General features: G+C 42.2%; 15 protein-coding genes. 13 read left to right on the forward strand and 2 right to left on the reverse strand.

Annotated features, from left to right (window positions below):
- On the reverse strand, positions 1–217 hold a 217-nt coding region (locus tag NTU69_11225), incomplete at its 3' end, for a hypothetical protein (GenBank protein MCX5804079.1).
- A gap of 163 nt (positions 218–380) precedes the next feature.
- Between NTU69_11225 and NTU69_11230 the strand changes: the two genes are divergently transcribed.
- From NTU69_11230 to selD, 6 genes are all read left to right on the forward strand, one after another.
- Positions 381–1760 (forward strand): FAD-binding protein, encoded by a 1380-nt coding sequence (locus tag NTU69_11230; protein ID MCX5804080.1) that lies wholly within the window; start codon positions 381–383, stop codon positions 1758–1760.
- Between the two features lie 18 nt (positions 1761–1778).
- Positions 1779–3047: a (Fe-S)-binding protein gene (locus NTU69_11235; protein MCX5804081.1), complete on the forward strand. Its 1269-nt coding sequence runs from the start codon at positions 1779–1781 to the stop codon at positions 3045–3047.
- A gap of 72 nt (positions 3048–3119) precedes the next feature.
- The gene (locus NTU69_11240; protein MCX5804082.1) at positions 3120–4724 is read left to right on the forward strand and encodes an AMP-binding protein; all 1605 of its coding nucleotides are present in this window, start codon (positions 3120–3122) and stop codon (positions 4722–4724) included.
- A 137-nt stretch (positions 4725–4861) separates the two neighbouring features.
- Positions 4862–6112 carry an ATP-binding protein gene (locus NTU69_11245; protein ID MCX5804083.1) on the forward strand — a complete coding sequence of 417 codons (1251 nt, stop codon included), beginning with the start codon at positions 4862–4864 and terminating at the stop codon, positions 6110–6112.
- A 61-nt stretch (positions 6113–6173) separates the two neighbouring features.
- Positions 6174–6530 carry a hypothetical protein gene (locus NTU69_11250; protein MCX5804084.1) on the forward strand — a complete coding sequence of 119 codons (357 nt, stop codon included), beginning with the start codon at positions 6174–6176 and terminating at the stop codon, positions 6528–6530.
- An 81-nt stretch (positions 6531–6611) separates the two neighbouring features.
- Positions 6612–7637 carry a selenide, water dikinase SelD gene (gene selD / locus NTU69_11255; GenBank protein MCX5804085.1) on the forward strand — a complete coding sequence of 342 codons (1026 nt, stop codon included), beginning with the start codon at positions 6612–6614 and terminating at the stop codon, positions 7635–7637.
- Between the two features lie 55 nt (positions 7638–7692).
- Here the strand turns inward: selD and NTU69_11260 are convergent, their stop codons facing one another.
- The gene (locus NTU69_11260; GenBank protein MCX5804086.1) at positions 7693–9219 is read right to left on the reverse strand and encodes a 4Fe-4S binding protein; all 1527 of its coding nucleotides are present in this window, start codon (positions 9217–9219) and stop codon (positions 7693–7695) included.
- A gap of 90 nt (positions 9220–9309) precedes the next feature.
- Between NTU69_11260 and NTU69_11265 the strand changes: the two genes are divergently transcribed.
- The 7 genes from NTU69_11265 (at position 9310) to NTU69_11295 (ending at position 15032) form a co-directional block, all read left to right on the forward strand.
- Positions 9310–9432 carry a hypothetical protein gene (locus tag NTU69_11265; protein MCX5804087.1) on the forward strand — a complete coding sequence of 41 codons (123 nt, stop codon included), beginning with the start codon at positions 9310–9312 and terminating at the stop codon, positions 9430–9432.
- A 713-nt stretch (positions 9433–10145) separates the two neighbouring features.
- Positions 10146–11189 carry a restriction endonuclease gene (locus tag NTU69_11270; GenBank protein MCX5804088.1) on the forward strand — a complete coding sequence of 348 codons (1044 nt, stop codon included), beginning with the start codon at positions 10146–10148 and terminating at the stop codon, positions 11187–11189.
- Positions 11190–11238: 49 nt separating this feature from the next.
- Positions 11239–12102 carry a hypothetical protein gene (locus NTU69_11275; protein MCX5804089.1) on the forward strand — a complete coding sequence of 288 codons (864 nt, stop codon included), beginning with the start codon at positions 11239–11241 and terminating at the stop codon, positions 12100–12102.
- Positions 12103–12209: 107 nt separating this feature from the next.
- Positions 12210–13100: a hypothetical protein gene (locus tag NTU69_11280; protein ID MCX5804090.1), complete on the forward strand. Its 891-nt coding sequence runs from the start codon at positions 12210–12212 to the stop codon at positions 13098–13100.
- A gap of 340 nt (positions 13101–13440) precedes the next feature.
- Positions 13441–14085: a hypothetical protein gene (locus NTU69_11285; GenBank protein ID MCX5804091.1), complete on the forward strand. Its 645-nt coding sequence runs from the start codon at positions 13441–13443 to the stop codon at positions 14083–14085.
- A gap of 169 nt (positions 14086–14254) precedes the next feature.
- Complete coding sequence (locus tag NTU69_11290; GenBank protein ID MCX5804092.1) at positions 14255–14437, forward strand: hypothetical protein; 183 nt, start codon at positions 14255–14257, stop codon at positions 14435–14437.
- 472 nt (positions 14438–14909) lie between these two features.
- Positions 14910–15032: a hypothetical protein gene (locus tag NTU69_11295; GenBank protein ID MCX5804093.1), complete on the forward strand. Its 123-nt coding sequence runs from the start codon at positions 14910–14912 to the stop codon at positions 15030–15032.
- Positions 15033–15759: the final 727 nt, after the last annotated feature.

Consider the following 15759-nt stretch of genomic DNA (forward strand, 5'->3'; position numbering starts at 1 on the left):
TGCTGTTATTCCACGGTTTTTCCCTATCCTCAACTGTCATCCAATATTCACTTCTAAGCAGGTCGAGCGTATCACCTGCAAAGACAACTATCAGTTCTTCATACTCCTTTCTCATACTTCCCTTTATATAATCAAAAAAATGCGAGAAGGCCCTGTGAGATAAATTATGGCAAGAAGTTCCATCAGATAAGTGCAGATCACTAATCACTATAAGCATATGAACGTTTTAACACGTCACTACGAAAGGTTGCAAGAGATTTAAAGGGCACGAAATTATAGACATTCTATAAAATTTTAAAGTTATAATATCTTGACAAATTTAATGAGAAAAGGATATAAAAGTGATAATAATCACATTACTTTTAATATAGGGGGTATTGATGATAAAAGAATCGTTAGTGGGGGAATTTCAAAAAATTGTTGGTAAGGAAAATGTCCTTACTACGCCGGAGGCGTTGAAGGCATATTCTTACGATGCTACTACAAGCTGGATACACGAGCCTGATGTTGTTGTTTTCCCTACAACTACAAAAGAGATCTCGGAAATTATGAAGATTGCGAATGCCGAAAAAATACCTGTGACTCCAAGGGGTGGAGGCACAAACGTAAGTGGTGGTTCTGTGCCGATTATGGGGGGAATCGTTCTCTGCACAACAAAGATGAACAAGATATTGAAGATTGATAAGGAAAATCTTTCCGCTACGGTAGAGCCTGGGGTTGTGCTTCAGGATTTGACCATGAGGCTTGCAAAGGATGGGCTTTTCTTCCCGCCTGACCCTCAGAGCTTCCTCGGTGCAACAATGGGAGGGATCATAGCGGAAAATGCTGGCGGCCCTGCATGTGTGAAGTACGGGGTCACGAAGCAGTATATCCTGGGGCTTGAGATTGTGCTCCCTACGGGTGAGATTATCAATCTTGGTGGCAGGACAATAAAAAATGTCGTTGGTTATGACCTGATCCATATCTTTATCAGTTCGGAAGGAACCCTTGGTGTAATAACGAAGGCTGAACTCAAGCTTAATCCAATACCTCCTGCGAGAAAAACAATCATGGTGGTATATGATGATATTGCAATGGCTGGGGAAGGCGTATTCAGGGTCCTGGAAAATGGGGTGATACCAGGGAAGATTGAGCTTCTGGACAACTGGGTAATCAATAGAATAGAGGAGATGATGCCAATGGGGCTTCCAAAGGAAGCGGATGCAGTTTTACTTTTCGAGACAGATGGTATCCCGGAGGCAGTGGAAAAAGAGACGGAAAAGATTGTAGAAATCACTAAAAAATACGGTGCAAGGGATGTAAGGGTAGCAAAGGACACGGATGAGGCAAATAAATACTGGCTTGCAAGGCGAGCAGGGTTTGCAGCAGTATTCGGAAAAGCACCTACTGTTATGGCAGAAGACATTGCTGTTCCAAGAGGCAAGATACCTGCTTTCATTAAGAGATGTAAGGAACTTTCAAAGAAATATGACGTAGAGATGTGTATACTGGGTCATGCAGGTGATGGTAACCTACACCCATCGATATTAACAGATATAAAGAATAAAGACCAATATGATAGGGCAGTAAAGGCAATGGATGAGGTCTTTGAAAGTGCTGTCGAATTTGGTGGTGTGCTTTCTGGAGAGCATGGGATAGGTCTTGAAAAAGCAAAGTTCTTCAAGAGAATCATGGATCCTGTCGTTATTGATATAATGAAGAAAATCAAGGCACTCTTAGATCCTAATAATATAATGAACCCAGGCAAGATTTGGGATTAGCAAAAGGGAGCTTAGAATATGGAAGATCTGAAAGAGCTTAAGAAAGTAGAAAAATATATAGATCAGTGTATGAAATGTGGCTTTTGTACCTTTTTTTGCCCCGTGTATCAGGAGGAACGGGTTGAAACATCAGTTGCGAGAGGGAAGAACTATCTCGCAAAACTCGCCCTTCGTGGAGAACAGCAGTTTACAGACGAACTGGGCAAAATCATAGGAAAATGCCTTCTCTGTAAGCGGTGTGTCGCAAACTGTCCTGCAAAGGCTCAGATTGACAGGGTTGTCGTGGGGGCAAGGGCCCAGATGGTAAAAAATAAAGGCCTGGGTTTTATAAAGAACCTTGTATTCCGGAAGGTTATGGCAAACAGAAAGGCTTTTGGAAATTATGTGAGGTTGGCCAGGGCATTTCAGTGGTTACTGCCAAAGACAGAGGGAACGATAAGGCACCTTCCTGATTTTTTGAAGGCCCTGGGACAGGGAAGAAACATACCTGAGATTGCAAAGGTGTTTTTGCGGGATATAGTGAAAGAGGTGAATAAACCTCAGGATGGGAAAGAGCCAAAGATGAGGGTCGGTTTTTTTATGGGGTGCGCTACAGATTTTGTGTATCCTGAATTGGGGCTCAAGGTCATAGATTTTCTTACAAAGAGGGGTATTGAGGTTATTGTCCCCAAGGGGCAGAGTTGTTGCGGTGCGGCTATCTATTTCAGCGGTGATTTTGAGACGGGGCGAATGCTTGCGGATGAAAACGTGAAGGCCTTTAAAGATGTTGATTATATAGTGACAGCATGTGCCACGTGTAGTTCTACACTTAAGGATTATCAAAAATACCTCCCGGATAATGAAGAGCAACAAAAGCGATACGAAGCGTTTGAGAAGAAGGTCAAGGATAGTACAGAATTTGTGATTGATGTTATGAAAATCCCGCCGGAAGAATTTGAATTGAAAAAAGAATTTGAAGGAAAGGTAGCTACATGGCATGACCCGTGCCATCTTGTGAGGTATCAGGATATCAAAGACCAGCCGAGGGCAATCCTTAAGGGCCTTAAGGGTCTGAAGTATGTGGAGATGCCAAATGCCGATTTGTGTTGCGGCATGGGTGGCTCCTTCAGCGTGTACCATTACGACATCACAAAGAAGATAGCAGGAAAGAAAATGGATGGTATCAAGGCCACTGGTGCGGATATTGTTGTTACAGCATGCCCTGGTTGTATGATAAACCTTATCGACAATGTTTTACAGAACAAGATGCCACAAAAGGTTTACCATCTTCTGGAACTTGTTGAATAAAAGAGAGGTGCAATAGCTAACACGTTGTTTGTAGCTTAGTTATATATAAATATTTTTATAGGAGGATAAATCATGAAGAACGGGCACTGGATGACGGCGAAAGACGTATTGAGGGTAAATTCCTTTAAATGGCCGGACAAGATAGGCATCAAGGATATGAATAAGGCGTATACCTTTAAGCAGTGGAATGATAGGTCATGCAGGCTTGCGAATGCGCTTGCTGATATGGGTTTGAAGAAGGGTGATAGGTTTGCAGTCCTTGCTTACAACTGTGTTGAATGGCTGGAGATTTATGCTGCTGCGGCAAAAGGCGGGTTTCTATGCGTACCCCTTATGTTCAGACTTGCACAGCCGGAGATGGAATACATCATCAATCACTGCGAGGCAAAGATTTTCATCGTTCAGGGTGGAAAGGACAGGGATGGAAATGAATTCCCATGGATAAAACAGGTAAATGGGATGAAGAAAAACATTCCTGGAGTTGAAAAATATGTCTCCTTTGCCATAGACAACCCGCACTATGACGGCTTCATTTCATATGAAGATGCAATTGCAAAGGCAAGCCCGGAAGAACCTAATGTAACGGTAGATGCAGATGATATATGGGTTATCATGTATACCGGTGGAACAACAGGCAAGCCAAAAGGTGTTTTGAAGAGCCATGCCAACCTATTTGCTCAGTATTTCATTATGATCTATGACCATCAGTTCAATTTTGACGATACGAACCTCCTTGTTATGCCTTGCTGTCACGTGAATTCACTCTTCTACTCCTTTGTTGTTACCTGGGTGGGCGGTACAGTCATGGCGTATAACATGGTAAGTTTCAACCCTGAAAACCTGCTCAAAACATTTGCTGAGCACAAGATTACATTCACTTCACTCGTTCCGACCCACTACATTATGCTCCTTGCCCTTCCAGATGAGGTGAGGGCAAAATACGATGTGAGTTGTGTGAAAAAACTTCTCTGCTCCTCAGCTCCTGCAAGAAGGGATACAAAGCTCGGTATTTTGAAGATGTTCCCGAACTCAAATCTTTATGAAGCCTATGGGTCAACTGAAGCCGGTATTGTAACCGTTTTAAAACCCCATGAGCAGATGACAAAACTTGGCTCCATTGGACGTGAGGTTATGGCCACAGATATCCTGAAGCTCTATGACGAGGAGGGGAATCTTATTACAAAGCCTGGTGTAGTGGGTGAACTCTACTCAAGAAGTGCCCAGGTTTTTGAAGGATACTGGAAAGACCCTGAAAAGACGAAAGCGGCCATGAAGGGAGAATACTTCAGCGCAGGTGATATGGCATACATAGATGAAGATGGGTACTATACCCTCGTTGACAGAAAGGCAAATATGATTATCTCCGGTGGTGAGAATGTATTCCCGTCAGAAGTGGAGAATGTTGTTGGCAGTAATCCAAAAGTAAAAGACGTGGCTGTTATAGGTGTGCCACACGAAAAGTGGGGCGAGCAGGTAGCAGCAGTCGTCGTGCTCCATGAGGGACAGACAGCAACAGAGAAAGAGATTTCTGATTACTGCAAAGGAAAGATTGCGAGCTTCAAGGTTCCAAAAAATATTATCTTCATAAAGGATGAAGAGATGCCGAGAAGCGGCGCGGGCAAGATACTCCACAGAATCCTGAGAGAGAAATACGGAAAGTGGAGCGACCACGTATAAAAACGATTAAAGAAATATAAAAAGGCGGGGCTTTATCCCCGCCTTTTTTGTTTAAGATTGCCTGAAAATGTTTTCCCATTGTACACACTTATTGATTTTGCTTGACTTATCGATTAAATATGAATATTATTCAAGGTATGAATGATATTCTTTCAAGTAGTGAATGGATTTATAAAAAGAGGTTGATTGGACCAAACATAAAATCTGCGATAGAAACCTTTCCAGCAGTTGTTGTATCAGGGGCAAGGCAGGTTGGCAAAAGCACCTTCTTGCAGAATGAATTTCCAGACTTTAAGTATATAAGCCTTGACGATTTTCCTACGCTACAACAGGCAAAGGCAGACCCTGCATCACTGTGGATCGGAATGAATCGAATAATCATTGATGAGGCGCAGAAAGCCCCCGAGATATTCAGCGCTGTTAAACAGACGATTGATAAGGAAAAAAGAAATATACGATTCCTCATATCGGGTTCTTCGAATCTACTCTTGATTAAAAATATCAGTGAAACCCTTGCAGGAAGAGCCGTATATTTCGAGATGCTTCCGATGACCATAACCGAGATGGAAGGGGCTATAGATGTATCAGGAATTTTTTTTGATCTATGGAAACCTGACTTTCAGGTGAAAGAGCAGGAGGTTAGAGTTGTAGATCCCCTTTTATTTATGGCAAAGGGTTTTATGCCTCCACTTATCCAGTTGAGTGACAGAAAAAACATTCTTCTATGGTGGGAAGGCTATGTGAAAACTTATCTTGAAAGGGATGTCCGTGAGTTTTCGCAAATTGAATCTTTGATAGATTTTAGAAGGGTGTTGGAGTCCCTTGCCATTAGGACAGGAACCATCCTAAATCAGACAGGGATAGCAGGGGATACAGGAATTAGTCAACCCACCGTCTACAGGTACATAAAACTTCTTGAGATTTTAAATGTAATACAAAGGGTCCCAGCATATTATCGAAGCAGGACGAAAAGGATAACAAAAACTCCAAAGGTATTTTTTATTGACCCGGGATTGAGCATCTATCTTGCTGGCTATCACAATGAGGATGCGTTGAAAAAAGCCCGTGAGATAGGCTGTTTTTTTGAGACAATGGTATTTTTACATCTCAAGGTTTTATCTGAATTAATGGCACCTAAAGCAAATATATTTTACTGGAGAACGACTACCGGTAAGGAAGTTGACTTTATTCTTGAGCAGGGGAAAAACCTTCTCGCCTTTGAAGTAAAACTTACCCAGACCCCTACATTTAATGACATAAAAAACCTGTTAATTTTTATAGAAGAATACCCGCAAACAATTCGAGGAATGCTTATACATGGAGGAAATTCAATAAAGTGGCTTCACTCTAAAATTGTGGCTGTACCATGGTGGTGGCTGGGGGAGTAAGAACAGGTCACCAATCACTTTTCACTATTCACTACTTTTAAGATGTGCTATAAGATTAGGTATGGGACGGGAGTATTCACTCTATTTACAGGTTGGAGACAGGGTATATCACAAGCACTATAAGAGATGGGGTGTCGGGGTTGTGGTTGAGGAGAGGAGGTCAGAGCTCCCCGGTGGCTTCTGCTATGTAAGGATAAACTTTCAGGACGGTAATTTAAGGGTTTTTGATAATAATTTTAAGAGTGTTGACTGCTGTTACTATGCGGGGATTGAAAAGGTCGATGATGAACGGGCAGTGAAAAGGGCAGCAAGGGAGGCGGAAAGGATTAAAAAGAAACTCATTAAATTATTAGCACATTCACCGCGCATGTTGAAAGGGAAGACGGAGAAAGAGATACAGGAAACCAGTAAGCAGTAAGAAGTAGACAATAGGCAGGAAGAATGAGGAACGCATATCCAGTTCCTGATTTTGAGAAAAAAAGGAGCGTAGATTCAAAATATGGATATTGAGTTAACCAAATATGTACGAGGGGCAGGCTGAGCTTCAAAGATAGGTCCGGGGGACCTGACAAATATCCTTTGTGGTATAGAAATCCCTGTTGACAGGAACGTCATTGTGGGCATTGAGGGATTTGAAGACGCAGGGGTTTATAAAATCACCGATGAGATTGCCCTTGTCCAGACAATAGATTTTTTTACCCCCATTGTCAATGACCCATACTGGTTCGGGCAGATTGCAGCGGCAAATGCAATGAGCGATATCTATGCCATGGGGGCAGTGCCAGTAACAGCATTAAACATGGTCTGTTTCCCCACGAAAGAGTTTGATATCGGTATTTTAAAAGAAATCTTAAGGGGTGGAATAGACAAGATACGGGAGGCCGGTGCAAGCCTCCTTGGTGGTCACAGTGTTGATGATGAAGAGATTAAATATGGGCTTGCTGTAACAGGCATTGTCCACCCAGATAAAATAGTAAAAAATGAGGGGGCGATCCCCGGGGATTTTCTCGTTCTTACAAAACCTCTCGGTACAGGTATCTTAAATACAGGTATAAAGGGGGATATGCTAAGTGGAGATTCGGTAAGAAAGCTTGTCGAGGTAATGGTTACACTGAACAAAAAGGCATCGGAGGCGATGCTTTCTGTTAGAACCCATGCGGCAACAGACGTTACAGGCTTCGGATTTGTGGGTCATTTGAAGGAGATGATAAAGGAATACATCGGTGTTGAGATATTTCTCGATAAAATCCCTTATTTTGAAGAGGCAGTGGAACTCGCAAAATCAGGCGTTGTTCCGGGAGGGCTTTACAGGAACAGAGATTTTTATAAAAGTCATGTAACGGGCAGAGACAAAGGCTTTCAGTATGATATCCTTTTCGACCCGCAAACATCAGGCGGCCTTCTTATGGCCATTCATCCAGATGACCTTTCCATATTTGAGAAGACCGCATCAGGTTCAAAGTTAGACTTCTGGATTGTGGGAAGGTTTGTAGAAGAACCGAAGGGGAAGATCATCCTTACCTGATCCTTTCAACAGTGGGAAAAGACTTTTTCATGATGTTCCTGAATTATATCTAATTTTATGCTATTGCCCGTGTCGATGTAAGGCTAATAATCCCTTTCCTTTTTGAAAAGACCTCTATTGCGGCCTTTCCTTCCAGGGGGCATTTATTCTCACAGATACCGCAGCCGTTACACAGTTCATCTACCACATAAGGTCTCTTTAATAGGATTTTTTTGCCTCTGTAATCTCTCTCTTCAACGAGCTCGAACCTTATCGCCTTTTCAGGGATAGGACAATGCTCTTCACAGACAATGCAGTTGATTTTTTTGGCATAAGGGAGACATAGGTTTTTATCAACTACGGCAAGTCCAATAATACTCTTTTTCTTTTGTTCCAGCGGAAGATTTGGTATGGCAGCGGTGGGGCATACCTGGCCGCAAAGGTTGCAATTATACTCGCAATACCCAAGACGCGGAATAATGGTGGGCATAAAAATACCGTACAGACCTGCCCGGAAATAATCAGGGTATAAGGCACTTTTCAGACAGACCTTGATACACTCCCCGCATCTTACACATTTTTTGAGAAATTCACCTTCGTTTACTACCCCTGGAGGTCTGAGCAGCCTTTCATGTTGGTAAGGAGATTGAAAGGAGAAAACCCTTGAAATAAAAAGACCAGAGAATAACCCGCCTAAAAAGACCCTTCTCTCCAATACAGGGATTTTATTGCCACTCTCAATACCTCTAAAAGAAAATTTTATCCTTTTAAATTTGCATTTAAGCTTGCACTCCATACACAGAATACAGCCCTCTTTCTGGAGAATCTCTTCATCAAAGGCTGTAGGGCATATGTTTTTGCATTCCTTACAATCCGCACAAAGTTTCTGTGGAAACCTTTTGAAGAGGGAAAATTTTCCAAGTAAACCCAGGAGCGTCCCGAGGGGGCACAGGTTTTTACACCAGTTTCTTCTCTCATACCCTTCAAGGAAGATAATAAACAGAAAAAGCATGAGGGAGGTAAGGGCAAGGGGATAGAAGGTTTCCCTGAAGGGCAGGATATAATCCCTTAAAAATGAATATATGAATGCAACATAGTCTCTTTTTTCACCAAGAACACCATATAGGGCTTCCCAGCTTGCCCTTATTGAATATCCGAAGAGAGGGTAAAAGAAAAAGGTTAAGGCCCGAATCAGTATCGCAATGGGATCGAGAATCCCTACAAGGTTTACATTGAAGAGTGCAGCAAAAAGGAGGGTGAGCAGCAGATAGTATTTAAAGTTTGTTTTTAGTAGCCTGATGGGTGCTGTCTTTTTTATTTTGTCTGTAACGAGGTCAATGATAGTGCCCAAGGGGCATATCCATCCACAAAAAAATCTGCCAAGGAGTATTGAGAAGAAGAACATCAATATACCGGGAACAAGAAGGGCTATCAAAGTCTTTTTGGAAAGGATGAAGCTTAAGACTACAAGGGGATCAGCCCTGAAAAAACTGTTTATAGCAATAGAAATCTCATCCTTTCCCCTGTATTCAGTGTTTATGAAAAGAATGAAAAATACTGTTAAGAATACTAATTGTGAAACGCGGGAGGTGGTTATTTTCATAGTCTTCAGATTTTATTCTACAAAATCTAATACCAAATTACCATCAATAGGAAACTTTGAAATTCCGTCTATCCTGTCTAAATTTAAGCTATGATGTATTTAGTGGACACCGAAGCCATGATAAAATACAAAGACGGAGGTGTCAGGATGGGAAGGATTCCCAAAGCGGTATACACGAAGGAGCTTCGCGAGGAACGGGTCTGGTTTAAGTGACATAACCTATATACCCACAGGCGAAGGCTGGCTGTATCTTGCAGGCCATAAGGATATATTCACACTCATGTTGGGGGGTATTTATCCCCTGCTGTATATGAAAGGCAATTCTATGCCGGGCAAGCGGTAGCATGAGGGCTATTCGTGTCCACTATTGACATCAGGGGTCATCTTTACAATGGCTGGGAGACAAGGATTTGAACCTTGATTCACGGAGTCAGAGTTATTTCAAGGGGTTACCTCACCTTTTCCCGATTATCACCTTTTGTTTACTCATTACTCGTTTTTCGGGAATTTTCAAGGGTGAGGTTTTCCCTGTTTTGGGGGTTAGAGTTCGCATGTCTACTATACAAAAACTATACAGTGGGTGAGCCTCAAAACATGTTACAAATGGGAAGTGGTTTATTGCTACTTCCCATTTTATTGTGTTAATTCCTTCCTGCTATACGTAACATATCCTCCTTTTTCTTGAGAAAAAGCAGGTTAGATAATGACCTTTAGCCGTTCTAACGGTCAATAACTTTTGTTACGTAGGTGACATCGTTGATCAGTTCCTTCCTGAAAGACGCAACGTGTTGCCCTTCTTCGTTGACCAATAATACAACTGGTAATTGTAAGTTTTGGTATTGTCTTTTTTGATAGGCAGGAGTACGATATTAAAGAAATGAAAAATAAGATGGTGGTATATTAATTGTTTCTAGCTCTAGAGGACTATGAGTAATACAGATTGGAAGAAATTTGAAAGATTGGTTGCCGCAATTCACTACGCTGAGACGCAGGGGGCCACTGTCTTATGGAATGATACAATAAATGGGCGTCAATTTGACGTCACGCTGCGTTTCAAAGTCGGTTTACACGACTATTTGACCGTAATCGAGTGCAAAGATTACAGGGACAGGGTTTCAGTCGAAAAAGTAGACGCTTTCGTAACCAAAGCGCGTGATGTAAACGCGAATAAGGCTGTTTTTGTGTCCTCAAATGGGTACCAATCCGGTTGCTTTGCCGTCGCAGAGCGACACGGAATCAGGCTGTTGACGCTTGACGAGAAAGTCGATGTTGACGTTGGCAAAATAGCCGCCGAAATAGTGCCTGCTTTGAATATCTTCAACGTCAGGTTCATCCTGCAAGACGGTAAGGAATATGTTCTTGAAGAGGAGGGCGGTAGACTGGCGTACTTAATGAGAAGTATCACGTTATCCATTTCTGGCCACAAAACTACTCCCAATGGTTTCCTAGGCTCATGGAGGGTCAATATTTCTGATTTGCAGCCGGAGATGGAATACGAACAGGTACTGCCATTTCCGAAAGGAACGGTAGCTACAATACCATACGAAGGTGAAGTCGAGCCCGAGAAAATCAAGTTCTGTTATAAACTCACTAAGGCTTTCATACCGAAAGCACCGACTCTAGATACTCATATCCTGGAAGGCATCGGAACGTTTTACGAGCTGACGGACGAAAATGGTAACGTTATCCGCAAGCTGACAGCCGGAGAAATAAACCTTGGATTCGACACGAAACTGGAGGCAGGGAAGTTCTATTTCACTCCTAGTCTTTACAACTATTATTATTGCGAAAAAATCGAGAATAATCTTGCCCACAACATCCTGATCGAATCTTACCAGTTCGGTGCGCTCATTCAGGCGGAATTGGTTCTGGAAACAAAGTATTCTGCTCACTATATTGAGGTTACAGACAAAAAACGGCTGAAGCGCTTGAAAAAAATGCTGACTCATTTTATGAAGACAAGGCGTTAACGACGACTTGCGGCGAATCGCGTCCCGCTCCCGCTGAAGCCTATGTTAGATGAGAAACTATTGGACAACCATGATCGAGTTCACGATCAATAGCAATGATGAGTTGGGGGTTGGCCAGGTGGAGATTTCTCCTACTGTCTATCTTGACCATTGGGCTTTACGTAGGTTATCAGAAAACGAAATGCTCGCAAAGCGCATGGTTTCAGCACTGCAGTCGCGTAATGGAACTCTTGCACTCTCTGTATTGAATCTGGCAGAGTTTGCCAAAGTAACAATTGGGGAACAGGCGGAAAACGCAGAGAATCTTGTTGAGGCAATTCTGCCCAATGTTTTCTTCATAGAGTTTGAACCTTTTGTGGTTATCAAGAGAGAAGATCAACTTCTTGCCGGTGGACCACCTACTCCACCCCACGCAGACATGGAGTTCCTCCGGGTGTTTGCTCAACTGAAGCCGAACTCATTGAAGCCATTTACGGCCCGCAACCTATTTAAGGTTGTGCAAAAACCACAGCTTGCCGTACGTCTCGATGGTTTGGCAGACACAATTGCGAATCGTGTCGAGGCCCTGAGAGATACACTTGATGTTGATGAAGACTTTCAGGCAGTAATCCGACGATTGCCATCTGGCCAGCAGATTCAGCGAGGAACTCGAATTGTTTTACGCGAGTTGGTTCGCTCACTTCTTGTTGACGGGCAGACAAAGATTACCCGAAATCATGCGATTGATCTTCTTCATGCCGTTGTTCCCATTGCCTACTGTGACTTGGTACTCCTTGACAAGTATTGGGAAACGCAAGTGGCCCGTGCACGTTCGCGCCTCAAGAAGGCTATGGTTTCAGTACCAATCGCAAAAGTATTTTCTGGCAAGAGGGGTGGAGTTGAGGATTTTCTTTGTGAGCTGGAATCCGGTTAAACATCTAACTATCGCATGCACCGGATCGCGAACAAATCAGGCTCCCGGTGGGCCTCAGCGTTATGTGGTCTGACGTTTATGTGGAAGGTTAGGGAGGAGAAATATGTATGTATGAATTGACAGAAGAATGGCTTGAGAATATTAACAAAGAATTCAGCAAAAATGATATTCCCCATAGGAAAAGGCCTTGGTTGGCGTGGGGCGAATGGTCAAAATACACGGGAATGCCGATCTCAATGAATGATGAGGTTGTAAAAAAGATATTCTATTGGTTTGAGAAAAACACAAAAGCTGGCTCACAACAGATAGGTTCAATGTACACAGGAGTGTTTTACTACGATTCCTGTTTTTGGCCGATCTTAGTTCCGATCATTTACGGTACGGTAAGGGTCGATGCTCGTGATTCGCTCAAAACCATGCCGGAAACTATAGTGACTCGGCTTTGGGGTGATCAAGGAAAACTTTTTGAATATATTTCTGTTTGGGCAGACTGTTTTGATTATGCGTTTGGTATTGATGATATAAAGAAAAGAAGAACTCCCGGTGGATTTGCTCAAACCCTTCTGAATAGCGGAGACCAGCAGCTAAAAGCGACTATAGCGCTCCTCCTCGAAAATACACCAAACGCAAAAGCCATGGAATCTGCAAGAATGTCGACCGAGATGTTCTTAAAGGCTTTTCTTGCTGCGAAGGCTGGACTAACGGAAATGGAAGCCAAAGATAGGATTAGACACGATCTTGAAAAGGCGCTAAAAGAATGCCTCGATGTTGAGGCAAAATCTAAGTTGAAGAAAATTCAATCTAACCTTAACGTCTTTCCGGGTATTGAAGACAGATACAAAGGGACATATAAAGCACCGAAAGAGCTTTGGCGTGGTTATGCGATTGCCCAGTTCATAGCATCTACGGTAGTCCGGTCATTTTCGGGACGCAATATAATCGAGACATTAAGGATAGACGGATTGAGTCCTAAAGATACAGTAAAACATAACAAGTAAAACGTGTCAGAACAGGACACTACTTCGGTGACCAGTGTGTTACGCTTTGTTTCTACCCGTAATTCTCAGCGTTTCATTCAAGCGAAATCCTTTAGTTGTAGGTGTTATGGCTGATTTTTAATAGAAGCTCATTTTGAAAAATTTATAAGGGAAAATTCTATTTAGTCCTTGCTGAAAGAGAGTTTTTGTCTTTGCTTCCGAAGATACGACATTTCAATCTGTATTCAACGACCCCTCGAAATATTATGCTTGAAATTAAATCGTGATTGGAGGACAATGAATATATGGTTAGGGAGGAAACAACTCACAAATAGGCTCAAAAGGGGAGACCAGTAGAATTATGCAGGCGGAGAAACAAAATCCCGACCTTTCTTCAATGTCGGAAAACAAATCTAAACAAAGGCCTTTTAATTTAACCGATGATCAAATTGAACGTGTGCTGAGAATCGAAAATAGAGGGGTCATCAATGCAGTATATAAAATCGTCTTCGCCCTGGTAAACGAAGAAAATGAAAGGCAAAAGGTAATCGATACCAAAGGGGCATCATCCACTACGGTAACTGGCTTATCTGTAAGTTTAGTTTTCTCCTTAGGTGGTCTCCTTATAGAGAAAATAACAAATGTGCCCCTCCCTCTTGTTGGATGTCCAATTCCGTGGCTCGTGTTCTTTTATTGCACGACATCAATTACTCTCCTGTTTTCTATGTTCTTCGCATATCTTGCGATTAAAGCAAGGTCGGACTGGGTATGGTTTAGCGAAGGAGATATCTTCAATCAAGAAGTTATAAAAGAAGAAGATCCAAATCATTATAAAAGGTATATGATTACACACATGTGGAAGTTGTACAGAAACAATTTTAGAATAAACGAAACGAAAGGTAATTTTCTCAAGTGGTCTCAAAGACTGTTAATTACCGGGTTGGGTCTGTTAATACCGATAATCGCAATCCTTAGTCTATACACTCTAAAAAAAGGAGGGGTATAATAAATGACAAAGAAACAAGGGGAATCAGCACCAAAGCCAGCACCAAAGCCAACACCAAAGCCTTCCGGCGGTGACCGGATAACAAGAACAGGGAAGTAATCGGTAGTTTAAAGGAATTGGACAGGAAAGGGCAGGCTTAAAGAACTGTATTAATTGAAGGGGGCATGAAATGGCGAAACGAACACCGGAAGCGGGGCCTGGTACCAGGAGGACTTCTGTGTCGGAAGCGGGAAAATTTTCTACTGTTAAACCTGTAAGAGATGCACGGTCTCGTCAATACGTCAAAAAAGAAGAAGCCAAAAAACGGCCAGCAACAACTGTGACAGAAAGAGATAAAATTAAGAAGAAGTAGTCTAAATAAGGGCTCTGTCTGAAAAGGCGGGGTCCTTATGAGTTCTTGTCTGGAATACGCAATCACAAATCACATTTGGAAAGTCTGCAACGATTATGCTCTCTTTCATCCCGAAACATGTAATTCCAAATTCCAATAAGGGCGATTAATGAACAACTTGTGTTATACGTAGGAAACGTGGGACTTACCGCCCTGTTTGGCTAAAACTCATCAGACTCTATATATAGTGTTTTTTTATACATACCCCCCCATATATTGTGGTTTTTTCTTGACTATTATCGGATCATGTGATATGTGAAAGAAACCCTGATCTCGGTAAAGATCAGGGTTTTGAGACCGGGTAAAAATCCCCGTGCTTGGTTTTTTGAATGTGTTGGAGACAGTAACATGAGTAAGAATTCTTGTCAAGAAAAAAAACCAACCTTTCTTCGGGAGATTTTTAAATCGATCCGGGAAAGAGAGGTGAAGAAGCATGGCAACAAAAACTGTACAGCATGTAAGAAGTGCGAAAACTGGACAATATGTTAAAAAAGAAGAAGCGAAAAAGCACCCATCAACAACGGTAACAGAAAGAGACAAGATTAAGAAGAAGTAGTCTGAATAAGGGCTCTGTCTGAAAAGGCGGGGTCCTTTTAATTTTTTGTTGGGACTTAACTTAACAAGAAATATTAAAGACGCTCTTGGAGGTAAAATGACGAACAAGAGGTCAGATAACCAGGTCCCACGTGTTGGAAGTGACGGGTCGAACCCGTCATGCCCCGGGAACATGCAAAACGGATTCGGGAAAGATGTGAATGATTATTTGAATCACTATATTATGGTAAGTGATGCAAAGGCCGCGGCATTCTTGGCTTTGAATTTCATCGTAATGCAATTTCTTGTGAAAGATCACTTTTGTAATTCTTGGGGTTTCCCATTCCATTGGGCAGCACTTGGTTTTTTGTCATTATCCATTTTTGCGGCTTCTACCGTTTTATTTCCACGGCTTCCTCGGGGTGGTAATGGATTAATATTTTGGGAAGATATACGTGAATGCAAGAATCCGGATTGGAAGATAATGAATTTATCGGCAGGGGGTCGATGTTCTTAGAAATGAAGCACTCTATAGCACGCCTCAAACGTTTTTCTGAAAAAACCTATAATATCGTTATGCAATGGGTTGGAACGGGACAATATCAAATAGATACTGTCAACTCTTTTCTGCAAATTTCTCTATAGGGTTTATTCTCAACGGTTTTCATCATCTTCAATTACGCTGCCTTTGCATATTTTGATGCCCTAATGTTATCAAGTATTGTCTTTGCCTCATGTGTCATTACAAC

Source organism: Pseudomonadota bacterium (assembly GCA_026388215.1).
Lineage (GTDB): Bacteria > Desulfobacterota > Syntrophorhabdia > Syntrophorhabdales > Syntrophorhabdaceae > JAPLKF01.

Excerpts from the sequence above, each read along its gene's own strand:
- NTU69_11230 (MCX5804080.1), top strand. The coding sequence starts at position 381 with ATGATAAAAGAATCGTTAGTGGGGGAATTTCAAAAAATTGTTGGTAAG.
- NTU69_11235 (MCX5804081.1), top strand. The coding sequence starts at position 1,779 with ATGGAAGATCTGAAAGAGCTTAAGAAAGTAGAAAAATATATAGATCAG.
- NTU69_11240 (MCX5804082.1), top strand. The coding sequence starts at position 3,120 with ATGAAGAACGGGCACTGGATGACGGCGAAAGACGTATTGAGGGTAAAT.
- NTU69_11245 (MCX5804083.1), top strand. The coding sequence starts at position 4,862 with ATGAATGATATTCTTTCAAGTAGTGAATGGATTTATAAAAAGAGGTTG.
- NTU69_11250 (MCX5804084.1), top strand. The coding sequence starts at position 6,174 with ATGGGACGGGAGTATTCACTCTATTTACAGGTTGGAGACAGGGTATAT.
- NTU69_11260 (MCX5804086.1), bottom strand. The coding sequence starts at position 9,219 with ATGAAAATAACCACCTCCCGCGTTTCACAATTAGTATTCTTAACAGTA.
- NTU69_11265 (MCX5804087.1), top strand. The coding sequence starts at position 9,310 with ATGATGTATTTAGTGGACACCGAAGCCATGATAAAATACAAAGACGGA.
- NTU69_11270 (MCX5804088.1), top strand. The coding sequence starts at position 10,146 with ATGAGTAATACAGATTGGAAGAAATTTGAAAGATTGGTTGCCGCAATT.
- NTU69_11275 (MCX5804089.1), top strand. The coding sequence starts at position 11,239 with ATGAGAAACTATTGGACAACCATGATCGAGTTCACGATCAATAGCAAT.
- NTU69_11280 (MCX5804090.1), top strand. The coding sequence starts at position 12,210 with ATGTATGAATTGACAGAAGAATGGCTTGAGAATATTAACAAAGAATTC.
- NTU69_11285 (MCX5804091.1), top strand. The coding sequence starts at position 13,441 with ATGCAGGCGGAGAAACAAAATCCCGACCTTTCTTCAATGTCGGAAAAC.
- NTU69_11290 (MCX5804092.1), top strand. The coding sequence starts at position 14,255 with ATGGCGAAACGAACACCGGAAGCGGGGCCTGGTACCAGGAGGACTTCT.
- NTU69_11295 (MCX5804093.1), top strand. The coding sequence starts at position 14,910 with ATGGCAACAAAAACTGTACAGCATGTAAGAAGTGCGAAAACTGGACAA.